The 15,420-nt window shown below is 53.9% G+C and carries 13 protein-coding genes and 2 pseudogenes; 6 read left to right on the forward strand and 9 right to left on the reverse strand.

The genetic code is table 11. The features are described 5' to 3' along the window. Positions 1 to 35: 35 nt before the first annotated feature. The 5 genes and pseudogenes from QZH45_RS21010 to QZH45_RS21030 form a co-directional block, all read right to left on the reverse strand. Entirely contained in the window at positions 36 to 1,283 is a 1,248-nt protein-coding gene (locus QZH45_RS21010) for a GTP-binding protein (protein ID WP_432783513.1), read from the reverse strand. Next, the gene (nthB, locus tag QZH45_RS21015) at positions 1,280 to 1,927 is read right to left on the reverse strand and encodes a nitrile hydratase subunit beta (RefSeq protein ID WP_432783514.1); all 648 of its coding nucleotides are present in this window, start codon (positions 1,925 to 1,927) and stop codon (positions 1,280 to 1,282) included. The genes QZH45_RS21010 and nthB overlap by 4 nt, the downstream gene beginning before the upstream one ends. Positions 1,928 to 1,968: 41 nt before the next feature. After that, positions 1,969 to 2,568 carry a nitrile hydratase subunit alpha gene (gene nthA / locus QZH45_RS21020; RefSeq protein ID WP_432783515.1) on the reverse strand — a complete coding sequence of 200 codons (600 nt, stop codon included), beginning with the start codon at positions 2,566 to 2,568 and terminating at the stop codon, positions 1,969 to 1,971. 295 nt (positions 2,569 to 2,863) lie between these two features. Further along, a complete protein-coding gene (locus QZH45_RS21025; RefSeq protein WP_432783516.1) occupies positions 2,864 to 3,733 on the reverse strand; it encodes a transporter in 870 nt (289 codons plus the stop codon). Positions 3,734 to 3,858: 125 nt separating this feature from the next. Then, a pseudogene (locus tag QZH45_RS21030) lies at positions 3,859 to 4,062 on the reverse strand (phenylacetaldoxime dehydratase family protein); the annotation flags it as partial. A gap of 487 nt (positions 4,063 to 4,549) precedes the next feature. On the opposite strand from QZH45_RS21030, the gene QZH45_RS21035 reads away from it, so the two are divergent. Next, positions 4,550 to 5,485 carry a helix-turn-helix domain-containing protein gene (locus tag QZH45_RS21035; RefSeq protein WP_432783517.1) on the forward strand — a complete coding sequence of 312 codons (936 nt, stop codon included), beginning with the start codon at positions 4,550 to 4,552 and terminating at the stop codon, positions 5,483 to 5,485. Between the two features lie 601 nt (positions 5,486 to 6,086). Here QZH45_RS21035 and QZH45_RS21040 read toward each other — a convergent pair. Both QZH45_RS21040 and QZH45_RS21045 read right to left on the reverse strand, forming a co-directional pair. Beyond that, on the reverse strand, positions 6,087 to 6,335 hold the full coding sequence (locus tag QZH45_RS21040; protein ID WP_432783518.1) for a reverse transcriptase domain-containing protein: 249 nt from the start codon (positions 6,333 to 6,335) through the stop codon (positions 6,087 to 6,089). A gap of 15 nt (positions 6,336 to 6,350) precedes the next feature. Beyond that, the gene (locus QZH45_RS21045; RefSeq protein ID WP_432783519.1) at positions 6,351 to 6,518 is read right to left on the reverse strand and encodes a hypothetical protein; all 168 of its coding nucleotides are present in this window, start codon (positions 6,516 to 6,518) and stop codon (positions 6,351 to 6,353) included. Between the two features lie 436 nt (positions 6,519 to 6,954). Here QZH45_RS21045 and QZH45_RS21050 point away from each other — a divergent pair, with 436 nt between their 5' ends. From QZH45_RS21050 to QZH45_RS21070, 5 genes and pseudogenes are all read left to right on the forward strand, one after another. Next, entirely contained in the window at positions 6,955 to 7,707 is a 753-nt protein-coding gene (locus QZH45_RS21050; RefSeq protein WP_432783520.1) for a gamma-glutamyl-gamma-aminobutyrate hydrolase family protein, read from the forward strand. Between the two features lie 97 nt (positions 7,708 to 7,804). Beyond that, positions 7,805 to 8,845: a zinc-dependent alcohol dehydrogenase family protein gene (locus QZH45_RS21055; protein WP_432783521.1), complete on the forward strand. Its 1,041-nt coding sequence runs from the start codon at positions 7,805 to 7,807 to the stop codon at positions 8,843 to 8,845. Between the two features lie 1,085 nt (positions 8,846 to 9,930). Next, positions 9,931 to 10,683: an SDR family NAD(P)-dependent oxidoreductase gene (locus QZH45_RS21060; protein ID WP_126588154.1), complete on the forward strand. Its 753-nt coding sequence runs from the start codon at positions 9,931 to 9,933 to the stop codon at positions 10,681 to 10,683. Between the two features lie 198 nt (positions 10,684 to 10,881). Next, positions 10,882 to 12,201: pseudogene (locus QZH45_RS21065) on the forward strand (aspartate aminotransferase family protein). Between the two features lie 220 nt (positions 12,202 to 12,421). Further along, positions 12,422 to 12,967, forward strand: coding sequence for a helix-turn-helix domain-containing protein (locus QZH45_RS21070; RefSeq protein ID WP_261755510.1), 546 nt, complete (start codon positions 12,422 to 12,424; stop codon positions 12,965 to 12,967). A 663-nt stretch (positions 12,968 to 13,630) separates the two neighbouring features. On the opposite strand, the gene QZH45_RS21075 is transcribed toward QZH45_RS21070, so the two are convergent. Together QZH45_RS21075 and QZH45_RS21080 are read right to left on the reverse strand one after the other, a co-directional pair. Continuing rightward, the gene (locus tag QZH45_RS21075; RefSeq protein WP_090320549.1) at positions 13,631 to 15,064 is read right to left on the reverse strand and encodes an NAD(P)(+) transhydrogenase (Re/Si-specific) subunit beta; all 1,434 of its coding nucleotides are present in this window, start codon (positions 15,062 to 15,064) and stop codon (positions 13,631 to 13,633) included. Beyond that, entirely contained in the window at positions 15,061 to 15,417 is a 357-nt protein-coding gene (locus tag QZH45_RS21080; protein WP_007992881.1) for an NAD(P) transhydrogenase subunit alpha, read from the reverse strand. Before QZH45_RS21080 ends, QZH45_RS21075 begins: the two co-directional genes overlap by 4 nt. Positions 15,418 to 15,420: the final 3 nt, after the last annotated feature.

A 15,420-nucleotide genomic window follows, 5' to 3' on the forward strand; every position in this document is an offset into this window, starting at 1 on the left:
TACACCAAATGAGTCCCGAATGTCTGCGTTGGTCATCAGGGTGATAGTGCTTGCGCGTCGAAGGATGTTGCGCCGGGCAAGACCGGCCAGGAGTCTGGGCCGGCCAAAATCTCATCTGAACTCAACAGGCAGTCGTTAAGCTCCCGTTCCAACGCGCCAATGTCCAGACCTTGGCCGATGAAGACGATCTCTTGCCGACAATCTCCAACGGTGTCGTCCCATTTGGCCAGGATGCCTTGCCGGCGATAATCATCCTGAGGCCATTGCGATTGTGCGATGAATGCCCACCAGTGTCCGACATAGTCCCATCGGAATTGCCCGGCACTTTGCGCCAACATTCCAATCTCCAAATGACGGCTGGCGACCCAGAAATAGCCTTTGCTGCGCAGTAGACGCCCGTTTTTCCAAGGTTTGCTCAGGAAATTGAGTAGCCGCTGAGGGTGAAACGGTGCACGTTCGCGGTATACCCAAGAGGAGATTCCATAAATATCTGACTCAGAATGTCGCTCATCAACTTCTTCCATTTTCTTCATCCAGCCGGGCGACTGTGCCAGGCTTGGCAAGTCAAATCGACGAGTGCCGAGAATCGCCGACAGGTCGATTCTGCCATGGGCCATCGGCAGAATCTCTGCTGTCGGATTGAGACCTTTGAGGAGGGCGCGCATCGCCAGGAAGCCATTCTCACCAATAAGATCCAGTCTGCTCACAAGAATTACGTTGGCGTATTCCACCTGTTCGATCAGCAGATCGCACAGGTGGCGCAATGAACTGACCGTTTCACTTTCACTTTCACTTTCACTTTCACTTTCACTGCTAAGCGTGTCCGTCGATGACAGCAGTGTCAGGAAGTTACTGCCATCTACGACAGTGACTAAGGTATCGAGTTGTGCCACTTCGCTCAGGCAGAAACCTTCCTGATCGAGGAAGGCGAACGTCTCTGCGACAGGCATGGGCTCGGAGATTCCAGTGGACTCGATGAGTAGATAATCAAATCGCTGCTGGCGTGCCAGCATGCTGATCTGCTCAAGCAAATCAGCACGCAATGTGCAGCAAATGCAACCATTGCTCATCTCGACCAATTCATCGCTACCGCGATGCAACGCCACATTGCGCTGCACGTTCTCGGCATCGATGTTGACCTCGCTCATATCGTTGACGATGACCGCTACCCTCATACCTGCGCGATTGCGCAGGATGTGGTTGAGCACCGTCGTCTTGCCGGAACCGAGGAAGCCCGAAAGGACCGTCACCGGCAGCCGGCCCGACAAGGGGCTGTCTGTCATGCTGTTTCGACCTTGTCCAGGTAGCTCTCGAACAGATCAACGACCACGAAGCCTTCGTCGGCTGCGTCACCCCACAAGTCCTTCACCTCGAACTCGACATGGTAGGTCGGCTGGTGCACCGCAGTCGTGTCACCATGCCCGATCGCGTCCGCGAAGGGCCATTTTTCTGTGGTACGGTGCTTGATTACGCCTTCCTTGCCGCGGACATAGGCAGGCATACGAGTATGTCCAGCCACATACTCGTCGCGGACGACGACCCGGTCGCCGACCTCGAATGGCGGACGACCGATAATCGCAGGGCGACCTTGAGATTGAGACGGGTTAGCCAGTTTGTAGTGAGAACCCAACGCCTGATCCAGTTCCTCCTGAGAAATGACCCCGGTCTCGACGAGCAACGTGGCCGTGGCGATAACGTAGCGCTCATAATACTGCGTACCAACGTGTTGACGGACATCAATGCGTTCGACTGCATGACGTATCTCGTCGACACTGAATTTTTTCAACTGGTCCGCGCCGATGAACATCAGGCTATAGGCCAAGTGCTCCCAGTCTTCTTTGAACACTTTTTTATAGTCCAAGCTGTTGATGGAATGGGGAACTTTTCCAAAGCCTTGAAAACCACCGAGATCGTGAAAGCCATCCATAATGAAAACTCCGAAAGTTAGAAGGTGATGAGTTGTTTTGATCAGAGTACGCAGGGCAAGGCAACACCAATCAGCACATCTTTGGTGACTAGTTTCTGAAGTTCTTGTTCACTCATGTGCTCCGAGCCTTCTGGCCTTACGGGCAACACCAGGTAACGGCTTTCTGCGCTGGTGTCCCATACTTTGACGACCACGTCGCTTGGTAACTCCGTGCCCAATTCACGCAGCACAGTGCGCCCTTCGCGAACCAGGCGAGCGCGAAACTCGAAGCCCTTGTACCATTCCGGCGGTAAGCCCAAGACTGGCCAGTTGGTGCATGAGCACAGGCTGCAGACGATGACATTCTTGAGCTTGGGCGTATCCTCCAGAGCCACGATGTACTCACCTTGGGGGCCGGTATAACCGAACTGGGCGCATGCGGCCGTACCGTCTCTGAGCAGCAATTCTCGGTATTGCGGGTCTACCCAGGCCTTGGCGACTACACGTGCGCCGTTATCCGGGCTCCATCCGTGTTCCATCAATTGGGTAAGCTGCTCGATATAGCCGTCGGGAATCAGATCCTTGTTCTTGAGAACCTGGAATAATGCCCTTGCGCGCTCACCGGGCGTCGAAGTTGATGCTTTGTTTTCAGTTGCGCTCATGATGTATCTCCTTATAGGTCAACACGGTAAAAAAGTTATGGAGAGCGCCCCGGCTTTGTTATTTGTCTCCGGGAAGCTGGCGGTTGAAACAGAATCAGGGCCTGAGCCAATCGAAACATGCCACAGCCGGTACGCGAGTACGCGATGCCGGCTCAAAAACGGCTTTAGGCTAAGCACCTGAAGCGACATTGATCCAAGTCTTGATTGGTTTAAACTAGGTATTCATCTATGCGCTTGCTTGGCTGAGCGAGACAAGCGTTAGGCTGAAAAGGACATCTTTCTGTGTGTGTTAGGTTCAAAACAACTTCAACAGACGCAGATTGAGGCGTGCACCCTCCTTAAAACCTTGCTCGACCTCAATATCCTTACCAACCTGGGCCTGAATCTGAAGCGTGGGCTCGATAAAGTGGGTAACTGTGAGGCGACCATAGGAGGTGGATAGGCCGTCATGCTGATCGATCCCGTCTACTTTTGTGGCGGCGCCAGTAACATAGCCCCCACCGATGGCCAAAGTAGTGCTCGGCGTCCAGTTGTAGCGAAGAGAAGTCTGGTACTCATAGCGGGTGCCCTCTTCAAGCTTAGCCCCCGAAGGGCCGAATTCGTTGTTGGCTGACACCCATGAAGCGTCGGCTACCGTATCCAGCGCCCACTTCTCGGAAAAGTGGTGGATGTAGGCGGCCTGTAACGTGGCGCGCCAGCGGTTTTCACCTAAATTCAGGGCATCATTTTTGTCGTAACTGCCAGTAGGGAAGGACAGATACGGCGCTAGGCCGAATACATCTTTATTTGCGGTAGGCAGTACCCACTTCAGTGGCGCGGTGACGATCAGATCGCCGACGCCCTTGGTATCGCCAAGGGCACCGATGTCTCCAGAGGCGTTGATCTGACCGAAAGGCAGCAATACCTGAGGCGACACCGTCAGGTTTTCCGTAAGACCAATAGAGTGTACATAACGCAGGATGCCGATATCTGTGCCGAGCTTCGAGTTGTCGGAGACCTCATGGCCGTTCTGGTACAGTTCGGAGCGATCGGCATGCTGGTAATAGAGCAACAAGGCGTTTGCACCTGCTGGCAGAGGCTCGAAGTCGCCTGGAGCTAGTTCAATGGCCTGGCTTTTGAAAAAGGGCAGCATGCCCAGCACGATTAAACAGTGGCTCAATTTCATAGTCGGTTCTCTCGGAAAAAGCCCCCCTACCCCATGCGCTAGAGATGAGGGAGCAAAAAATAGTTGGGGTTAGTTAAACGTCGGGGCGCAATCCGAATCAGGACCGCCCCTAGGTTCTCCAGGTATCAGGTTGTCGAAGACACCGCGTCACCTAACATGTCGGTTTCGGGGCGACATCTGATGATTCGAACACTTGATTATTGGCGTCGGTCACCGAGACTCCGTGGCACAGGCGTAGCCTTCGACAGGATGGTGGCGACCTGGAAGAAGGTCACAAAAACTCGCAGGTGGGTTAGATGGGGTCCAGCCCAGCGCTCAAGCTTTCTAAGGAAAAGACACTTGAGCTGGTTATCGATTGTGTATTCCATCGGCGCTCCTTATTTTTATGTTTAAAGCGTACGGTTTACTGCTCAACATTCCAGCGGACGCAGGTGTTTGCGTTTGGCACGACTAGATCGACGCCGTAGCACCAAAGTCCCTAGCTCTATGAGATAGGTGGCAGACTCTTCAGTCGCCAGGTATCGCCCTTGCAAAAGTCAGGATGAACAGGACAGTCGCGCAGCTCCTGGGCCTGCATGAACGCCTCATCAGTCATGGCTGGAAGGACGCTGAGTGAGGTAAAAGTTATGCTTAGGTGATTCGATGCGCTTGTCTCGCACAGACAACTATTTGGCTGGAAAGGACAGCTTCAAAAACGTCGTCACGGCGATGAGAGGAAAAGGTGAAGTGGCCTGCTAATTGCTCTTAAAACCTACTGAGGCAGAAACTTACGTCACCGCCCCACCGCTTTCCTTTTAGTGCCCCCAGGTGAATCTCATGACTCGCATTAGCCAATACTCAACCCTCGATGTTGCTGCACACCGCCGCTTTGATTATTGGAAAGAAGTGGTATGTCGCCATTGTCTCCTGGCCGACGGCAAATCGTTGGCGCAGAGCGATTTCGACGGGATGATGGAGGTGCACAACCTTGGAGCGCTGGACATTTGTACAATGTCCTCACCGCTGCACTCCTGGGAGCGGTCCCCCCAGCACCTACGCAGCGGACCAGACGAAGATTTGTGGCTGGGTCTCACCCGGCTCGGCCATGGAGAGCTGGAACAAAGAGGACGAAGGGCTAAGCTGGCGGCGGGAAATCTGTTTCTTTATGACTCATCCGAGACGTTTCGATTCAGCTTTGGTGGCACTGAAAATCACATAGTTCGTATTCCCCGGCATTTACTCAGCGAGAGGCTGCGAAACATCATGGATTGCACCGCGATGGTGCTGGATGATCGCCGTCCAGGTGTGATCCCGTTACGCGAAATGTTGCGTCATGCAGCGAGTTCCCCTTCAAGCTTTCAAGCTGAAGAAGTCTCCAGCCGATATTCCAGTACATTACTCGACCTTCTGGTGATTAGCCTTGAACTCCAAGACTTGAAGATCACCCACGAAGAACTAAGTCTTTACGCGCGGATTATGAATTACATCCAGAAAAATCTGACCGATCCGGAGCTGTCGATAGAGCGCATAGCTCAAGTGCATCACGTGTCGACGAGGACTGTCACGCGCGCTTTCGCCCGGTATCAGAAAACTCCGGCCGCGGAAATCTGGAAAGTGCGTCTGGACGCGAGCCGCAAGGCCATTGAGTGCGGCAAGGTACGTAGCATTTCTGAAGCCGCACTGGAGTTCGGATTTTCCGACTTTTCACATTACAGTCATGCTTTTCGCAAGGCATTTGGTGTTGCTCCTCATACGCTCCTGCGTCGAAATTAAAAACAGCCGTTCCCAAATTTATTTAGTCCTTTCTTGGCGGAAGGTTTTGCCTGATGGTTGGTCGCAGTAGGAATGGCAGTTACCTGTTCCCCCGCACAAATCCGCAGGTACTTAGCTACCGCATACGGCTCCTGCCTCGGGTATATAACGCGAAGCGATCTTCAGGGTAAGGATGTGCATTTCTGGGGCTAGGTATGTAGAGGTCTACAAGGCGCCCGTAGCGTAACTTGAAGCCGATTACGCTGGCTGCGACGCTTGAGCGATTGCCGCCATAGACGGCATACCGCCAACCGAAAACCGAAAACCGAAAACCGAAAACCAACAAGACGTATCTGGCTTCCCGGCACAGCGTGGTAATTGAAGTAACCACGCTGTGCCCGAGCGAGCCATTGCCCTTGAACCTGGATGGGTTCATAACGCCCGCGCTTCAACTCATCACGGATAGCCAGCAGCGTCGCACGCATTCGCCTCTTGACCTTCAGGCGCAGTATTTGACGCCCAGGAACTCAAATGTCTCCGGTTTATCTGTGTCTCGCTTCCTACGATTTCTCGCAGCAAAACGACCAAACTTAATCAACCGTGTCTTCGAAGCGTTGAGTGATCAACCGAACTTGGCCAAGCGTTCCTGCAACTGCACCATAAACTGCTGAGCTTGCCATTGTGTCCTGAAACTCACCACGCCGTCATCCGCGTAGCGCAAAACAATTAAGTCGCCACGAGCATGCCTCTGGGGCCACCGCCTTGCCCATAGATCCAGCACGTAGTGAAGATAGATATTTGCCAGCAACGGCGATATCACTGCGCCTTGTGGAGTCCCCTTGGTCGCAGCCACCACACGGCCGTCCTCCATAATACCCGCCTGAAGCTATTTGCAGATAAGCCCGAGCAGGCGCCGGTCTGCAATCCAGCACCCCAGAAACATCAGCGTCCATTCATGGTCGATCTCATCAAAGAACGACGTGATATCCGCATCCAATATCCAGTTCACCTTCTGACCCTTGAGCGCGACCGTTAATTGCATCCAGTGCATCATGATCGCTGCATCCCCGCCCGCTGGAGAAGACCCTCCTCATACTCTCGCCACGATATGCCCTCCACGCCCACTGCTGCACACCGGCGTAGAGCTTAGAAGCTCTGCGCCAGTAACTGCGGTGTGATGTGGTACAGCAATACCGTGAACTGCTTACCCTTATTCCTTCGGCCTGCTTCTTCGCGAGTGTCGCAGGTTTTCCTGCGGGTGAGCTCAGATGGGATGCCGGAGCAAAGCCAGTGCACACGATCCCATTCAATGCTTATCTCATATGACCTTTGGCATATGAACGATTCCAAATAAGAAACGATTTTGTCAAAAAGGAAACAATGTGATATTTTTTAAAAAAAACGATACCCGGCTCACCCCACTGCACCTTAAGGTCTGATCAAGCAACGCGGTGCAAAATGCAATAGATGAATAGGAGCTGCCCCCACCAATGCCAAGGCCAGTTGTTGCGATACCTGCATGTCTTCGTGAGCTGGAGAATACATCTTGGCACTGCGTTCAAACTCAGTACGTTAACGCGGTGAACAGGGTCGCCAATGTCATGACACTCGTCGTCCCTGCACTCCTCGAAGGCAATGACGTCGATGCCCTCCTTAACCACGTCGACGGACTCATCGTAAGCGGCTCCGCAACAAATGTTCATCCATCGCTTTATGGTGAGATTGCAGAAGAGAGCGACGGACCATTTGATCAAGCACGCGACGCAACCAGTATTCCTCTAATCCGCAGTGCCATCGAACGAGGGATGCCATTGCTTGCGATCTGTAGGGGGATACAGGAGCTGAATGTAGCCCTGGGCGGAACGCTCGACCGGGACATCCACGAAAAATGGGGTATTTTTGATCATCGACCGCCTGAAGGTTCTCGCGACGACCGGTTCGCCATTCGCCATTCAATATCCATCAGGGAAGGGAGCTGCATAGCGGGTGTGCTAGGCGCCAGCAAAGTCATGGTCAACTCGTTGCATAGGCAGGCGATTAGATCTCTAGCTCCTAGCCTTACCGTCGAAGCTAGAGCTGAAGATGGCACAATCGAAGCCGTTTCTGTCAAAAGCGCACGCGGCTTTGCGTTGGGCGTCCAGTGGCATCCCGAATATTGGGCAGAAACCGACAGTTCCTCACGGAAGCTGCTCGAGGCCTTCGGTGATGCTGTGCGTCGTTATCAAAGAGCAAAAGCACTCTAGCGCGCTCTACACAATCATACAAATAGCCCCCCACCAATCACTAACGCCACGTCCGATAGGGACCCAAACTAATCCATATGCATCAGGATTAAGAAGAATGCGCGCAGCCGTCTATGAGTCCTTCCAGGGCAAAATTACCGTACAGACCGTGCCGGACCCAGAGCCATGTGAATTCGGAGCAGTCATCGAAGTAAAGGCAAGTGGCGTCTGTCGAAGCGACTGGCACGGCTGGGTCGGACACGATACCGACATAGTACTGCCGCATGTCCCTGGCCATGAGTTTGCTGGCGTCATCTCTGCCATTGGACGAGGTGTAACTAAGTGGAAAGTAGGCGATCACGTCACTATGCCGTTCATGGGTGTGTGTGGATCATGCGGAGAATGCGCATCGGGTAACGAGCAAATGTGCGATTACCAGTTGCAGCCGGGCTTCAAGCACTGGGGCTCGTTTGCGCAGTATGTTGCTATTGATATGGCAGATCACAATTTAGTTGCGCTACCGGAAGTCGTCGCCTTCACAACAGCCGCAGGGCTAGGCTGCCGATTCGCCACTTCGTTCCGCGCACTCGCCTTCCAAGCACGAATCGAACCCGGCCAGTGGGTTGCCGTGCACGGCTGCGGCGGTTTAGGCCTATCAGCGATCATGATTGCCGAGGCGCTTGGTGCGAATACCATCGCTATCGACATTGCGGATGACAAACTGGAATTAGCCCGCGAGCTCGGCGCAGCCAGGACAATCAATGCCAAGTTTACCGACGATGTGCCGAGCGCGATTGCTGATCTCACCGGCGGTGGCGCCCATGTATCGATCGATGCATTAGGCAGCGTCGTGACATGCAGAAACTCGATCCAGTGCCTGACGAAGAGAGGCAAACATCTTCAGATTGGCCTCATGGCAGGGGACCAAGCTCTGCCGGCCATTCCCATGGGACGCGTCGTACTCAAAGAACTCGAGCTCATCGGCAGCTATGGCCTGCAACCGCACAGATATGGAGATATGCTAGCTATGATCGAAGCGGGCAAGCTAAAGCCTGAAAAACTCATCGGTCGGACCATAACGCTAGAGGAAGCTACGATCGTATTACCGAAGATGGATAGTTTCCAGGAACGTGGGGTGGCAATCATCGACCGCTTCTAAGGTCATGAATAAATTTCAATTTTTTTCATGGATACTTATAAAGTGGATGCACTCATTGAATCGCGCCCTTCACTCAAAGCGGGAGGACATTCACATGAGATTTGATTCGAACTAGGCGGCCTACCTAGCTGCCCCACTACATGATCGGACTCAACGGATAGGTATTGCATTTACTCAGCTGAGTGCCCCCCCCCCCAACGGAAAAGGACCTTCCGGCCCCGCCTGGTTCACTGCGATACCTGAACGGATACTGTCCGTGCGTTCGAGTCCGTAACAGCTCAATCGACAAGTAACAATAGACCACTGCATTCGACCACCTTCGTCGCATGTTACGTGCGCCAAAGCCCAGCCCCTCCCCCCCCATTACTACAAGCATGTCCCCATGCTCTCCGCCTTAGGCGCGGCTGAAAAGATTATTGCGGTCATGAAGCTTCACTTTGGGCGATAGCGCGACCTCCATGCAGTTCAATGATAGTCGTAAACATTACGATACCTGCGGCCTTTCATTCCCTACGGAAATATCTAAAACCAGACTTTGCACCCTGCCCTCAACCAAGCGCTTATCTGGCCTGTTGAGCGCCCTCCGACAGCCTGGCAGGATTCAGCGGACGATTGTCTTGGGCCCGAATTAGACGCAATAGAAATCCGCCCCCCTCCTGCGCCACAGTCAAAAAGTCACATGATGGCTACTGAAAATCACCGAGTCACACAGGGGATCCCAATTGACCGCACGATCCTGATCAGCGAGCGGGTTATCCAGGGCTCCCCCTAGTCTCAGGCAGCTGGAGCACTACACACCAAGGAGCGACACATCTATCGAGATGTAACGCCTTCAACGCAAGGACCGTGCTACAGCTCCGCTGCACCAAAACTGCTAGTCAACAGACGTTCGTTCTCAGACCGCGGGATGAAGAACGACTCACTCAGGTCGAGCTCTAAAATTACCAATCGTGTTGACAATGAACATTTTGTACAATATAAGTGTACATGTTTCCTTTTTGGATACATCACAGTTCTAAAGCGCCCGCATTTCAATTCTTCAGACTGAAGATTTCAAAACAACAAGCAAGCAATCGGGAGTACACATGATCAAATTTGACTTCACTGGACGCGTAGCCGTCATCACCGGTGCCGGCGGCGGTATGGGCCTGGCGCTTTCCCAGAAAATGCTCGAATCAGGTGCGGCAGTACTGGCAATCGACGTAAAGGAAAAGCCGGCAGAACTGCAAGCAAGCGATAAGCTTATCTATGCTCAAGGCGACCTGACTGATGTGCACTTCGTAAACGAAGCGATAGGCGCTGCATTCAATAAGTTCGGCCGCATCGACTACTTGGCCAACATTGCCGGTGTGCTCTGGTTCGGTAAAGACGTATCGCTCCTCGATATCGACCTTGACGTTTGGGATAAGGTCATGGAGATCGACCTTAAGTCCTTGGTTCACACCATTCGTGCTGCGGTTCCCTACATGCGGAAATCTGGCGGCGGCTCGATGGTGCACTTCTCCACTGTCCAATGCCTTCGTGGTGATACCGCTCCTCAAGACGCCTATGCGGCATCAAAAGCTGGCATCCCCGCGATATCCAAGTCGATCGCCATGCAACTTGCCGCCGAAGGTATCCGCTCCAACACCATTTATCCGGGCATCACTCAAACCCCAATGCAGGCTCGCTGGGACTCCCCGGATAAAGTGAAGAATGCCGGTAACTATGTTCCGATGGGGCGTGTCGGTGCCGCTGGCGATATGGCAAATGCCGCTATGTTCCTGCTCTCCGATGCAGCCTCCTATATCACTGGTACCGACCTCATTGTCGACGGTGGTCTCATGCTCAAATATTGAGCCATAAAACACCCCGGCGTATGCCGTCGGGGTGACCATCCCAAAACGCTCTTGATGCCACGTGCCAGTGATTTAATGGTCAATCGGTAACACGTTTCCCGAAACCGCCGTCGGTTGTTAGTCGCGCTCTTGATGTTCAACTCTCGATTTTTCAATGCATTGGATCAGATCAACAACGAGACAACAGGCGCTCACGTCATGACCAAACCCGCACGCAATGTCCCCCTCGATGCCTTCTGGATGCCCTTCACCGCCAATCGCCAATTCAAGACCGAACCACGGATGCTTGTAGATGCCAAGGGCATGTACTACACCACCGAGGACGGCCGCGAGATCATCGACGGAACCTCAGGGCTGTGGTGCTGTAACGCCGGGCACGGTCATGCCGAAATAGCCGATGCAGTACATCGCCAGCTGAGCGAAATGGACTACGCCCCATCCTTCTAGATGGGTCACCCAATCGCCTTCGAATACGCTGACCGCCTCAAAGCTCTCGCACCCAATGGGTTCGGCCATATTTTTTTCACCGGTTCAGGCTCAGAAGCAGTCGATACTGCGCTGAAGATCGCGCTGGCTTTCCACCGCGCCCGCGGCGAAGGACAACGCACACGACTTATCGGCCGCGAGCGGGGCTATCACGGCGTGGGCTTCGGAGGAATCTCAGTCGGTGGAATCGTCAACAATCGCCGCACTTTCGGGAACCTACTGACCGGCGTCGACCATCTGCCGCATACTCATCTACCCGAAAACGCGTTCTCTAAAGGCCAGCCGGAACACGGCGCTAATTTGGCCGATGACCTCGAGCGCATCATCGCTCTGCATGGGACCGAGACTATCGCTGCCGTGATAGTCGAACCCGTCGCCGGGTCGACCGGTGTACTGGTGCCACCCAAGGGATATCTCGAGCGACTGCGCAAGATCATGAAGGAGCACGGTATCTTGCTGATCTTCGACGAAGTAATCACCGGCTTCGGACGACTGGGTCAGCCCTTCGCTTCGCAGTTCTTCGGTGTGACACCCGACCTCTTCACTACCGCAAAGGGTATGACCAACGGTACCGTGCCAATGGGGGCGGTTTTTGTCCAGGAGATCATCTACGACGCCTTTATGCACGGTTGCGAAGGGATGATCAAATTTTTCCATGGCTACACCTATTCCGGCTACCCTGTGTCCGCAGCAGCGGGGCTTGCGACGCTAGACATTTACGAGCGTGACCGCCTTCTGACGCGGGCAAGCGAACTGGCTCCCTATTGGGAAGAGACGATGCACGGACTCAAGGACGCCCCCTATGTCAAGGACATCCGTAACATCGGGCTGATCGTTGGAGTTGAATTGGAGAGCCGCAAGAATGCCCCAGGGGCATGGGCGTATGACGTACTCTGCAAATGCTACAGAGCGGGAGCGATGATCCGGGTAACCGGCGACATCATCGCACTTGCGCCGCCATTAATCATTGAGAAGAAACACATCGACGCTTTGGCCGGCCTGCTGCGAGAGATGCTGCTGAAAACCGCCTGAATATTTTGGTCACCGGAACCAAATCAATCCACTTGCAGCCGATGAACGCTCAACCTTGCAGCAAGTCAGAATCCTTTCCTAGGATGATCTCTTGTGCAGAAATAGAAATTCATGTCAAAAAAACTCAACACCATGTCCAATATAGATACGTTGTGCTATAAAGCAATACAAAGCATTGTGCTTGCCTTATGCTATACATTTACAAGGATATCGGTTCAAAGTGTCTATTGAGAGTGAAATCAGGAATCAGCGCAGCCTGAAGGGGATAAGCCTCAGGGCGCTTGCCAATACGCTTGGTATTTCGGCCTCACAATTATCGAAAATTGAAACAGGAAAGGCCAAGCTCACAGTCACACTCGCGCTTAAGATCGCAGATATTTTACAGGTACCTGCATCGAAATTTCTCTCCACGGGAAAACCCAAAGCGACAGGTCGGCGAACCATTACAAGGAAACAATCTGGCGGCATACAGACGACACCGGGCATGCATCTTGAGAGCCTGTGTTCGGACTTCAAAGAAGATCATAATCTGTACTGGAGTGTGACGATAGACGCATCGAGTTTCGATGATGTCGGGGGATGGAGGCAGCACCCGGGACAGGAGTTCATCTTTGTCGTCTCAGGTAAGCTACAACTACTCAGCGCGTTTTATGATCCTGTAATGCTCTCAGCAGGGGACAGTATATTGTTTGATTCAGATCAACCACATGCCTATGTGGCGGTAGATGGGCCGGCAAACATCCTCATGGTTAACACTGTCATTTAACTTCCACGAGGAATAGCAGTTGTGCCCTTCAACTTGAGACAAGCATTTCTCTAAAGAAATTAAGCTGATCCTGACGTCATCTTGTTTTTCTGACAGCTCTAAACTAGAGACATTACAATCCTTTCGGGAAAATTCTCTGGGGTGCTAGTTCTGCCGCGACCTCGATCTGATTACCAGCGTTGACAATCAAATTGTTTCCCGTCAATCACTGGCAACCTAGCCGAATGTCAAACAAATTGTGGGCTTTCCAGGGCAACTGAAACCCTATTGAATACCAAGTTATCAGGCCTACTCGTCATAGAATTTCGAGGTGAATCCTGTACTGTTTCTATGCCGATTGCCTACGCTAGTCGGCGGGTCTGAAACAACACCTGCAGGATATCCACCATGCTCTGGTCATAGGGCGAAAAATGGTCTTCAGAAACACACTCGAGCGACTCCATTTATCGATTGCTGTCAGCACCCACAAAACTATGCACGTTGTACAGCTGGTCATGAAAGAAATCCGTGCGCAACGAAAAAGTTGACACGCGTCGGTTCCGGAACCGACGCACGATGCAGGCTGATCAGCTTATGCTCGCCATGTGCGCAGCAGCAGTTAACTAAACATCGCCAACAAGTACCCAGTATAAATGGGACGTTCATTTTGTGACGGATAAGCCATTATTCCACAGCCTTGACCATATCCTCGATGACCTTTTTAGCGTCGCCGAACACCATCATGGTTTTGTCCAGGTAGAACAGTTCGTTGTCCAGGCCGGCATAACCGCTGGCCATCGAGCGCTTGTTGACGATGATGGTCTTGGCCTTGAACGCTTCGAGAATCGGCATGCCGGCAATCGGCGATTTCGGATCGTTCTTCGCCGCCGGGTTGACCACGTCGTTGGCGCCCAACACCAGCACCACGTCGGCCTGGCCGAACTCGGAGTTGATGTCTTCCATCTCGAACACCTGGTCGTAAGGCACTTCGGCCTCGGCCAGCAACACGTTCATGTGGCCAGGCATGCGACCGGCCACCGGGTGGATCGCGTACTTCACAGTTACGCCGCGATGGGTCAGCTTCTCGGTCAGTTCCTTCAGCGCATGCTGAGCACGGGCCACCGCCAGGCCGTAGCCCGGAACGATGATCACGGTGTCGGCGTTGGTCAGCAGGAAGGTCGCGTCGTCAGCCGAACCGGATTTGACCGGACGGGCCTCCTTGGCGCCTGCGGGACCGGCGTCGGCTGTATTGCCGAAACCGCCGAGCAGTACATTAAAGAAGGAACGGTTCATCGCCTTGCACATGATGTACGAGAGGATCGCACCGGAGGAGCCCACCAGGGAGCCGGCGATGATCAGCATCGAGTTGTTCAGCGAGAAGCCGATACCCGCTGCGGCCCAGCCGGAGTAGCTGTTGAGCATCGACACCACCACCGGCATGTCGGCGCCGCCGATCGGGATGATGATCAGCACGCCCATGACGAACGCCAGGGCCAGCATCAAGGCGAAGGCGCTGAGGTTGCCGGTCAGCATGAAGGTCACGCCCAGCGCCAGTGTGGCCAGGCCCAGCAGCAGGTTCAGTTTGTGCTGACCGCTGAACTGTACCGGCGCGCCCTGGAACAGACGGAACTTGTACTTGCCCGACAGTTTGCCGAAAGCGATCACCGAACCGGAGAAGGTGATTGCACCGATAGCCGCGCCGAGGAACAGTTCCAGGCGGTTACCGGTCGGGATTTCGTCGCCCAGATGCTGGACGATGCCCAGGGACTGCGGCTCGACGACAGCCGCAATGGCGATGAACACCGCGGCCAGGCCGATCATGCTGTGCATGAAGGCGACCAGTTCCGGCATTTTGGTCATTTCAACGCGTTTGGCCATGATCGAACCGGCGGTGCCGCCGATCAGCAGGCCGACGATCACGTAGACGATACCGTCATGGGCCAGTTCGGCACCGAGCTTGTAGATCAGGCCGACCGTGGTGAGGACCGCCAGGCCCATGCCGAGCATGCCGAACAGGTTGCCGCGACGCGACGTGGTTGGGTGCGAGAGCCCCTTGAGCGCCTGAATGAAGCAGACCGAGGCGATCAAATACAGGGAGGTAACCAGGTTCATGCTCATGCTTGTTGCACCTCAGCCTTGACTGCTTCGGCCTTGGCTGCCGGAGCCTTTGCTGGAGCCGCTTTCTTCTTGAACATTTCCAGCATGCGCCGGGTGACCAGGAAGCCACCAAACACGTTGACCGCCGCCAGCGCCACGGCCAGGGTGCCCATGGTCTTGCCCAGTGGGGTGACGGTGAGGGCGGCGGCGAGCATGGCGCCGACAATGACGATGGCGGAGATCGCGTTGGTCACGGCCATCAGCGGGGTGTGCAGCGCAGGTGTCACGTTCCAGACCACGTGGTAGCCGACGTAGATGGCCAGCACGAAGATGATCAGGTTGTAGATACCGTGAGAGATCAGCATGTCTTCCATTGT

Origin of the sequence: Pseudomonas corrugata, from assembly GCF_050920615.1 — a bacterium.
Taxonomy (GTDB): Bacteria; Pseudomonadota; Gammaproteobacteria; order Pseudomonadales; family Pseudomonadaceae; genus Aquipseudomonas; species Aquipseudomonas corrugata.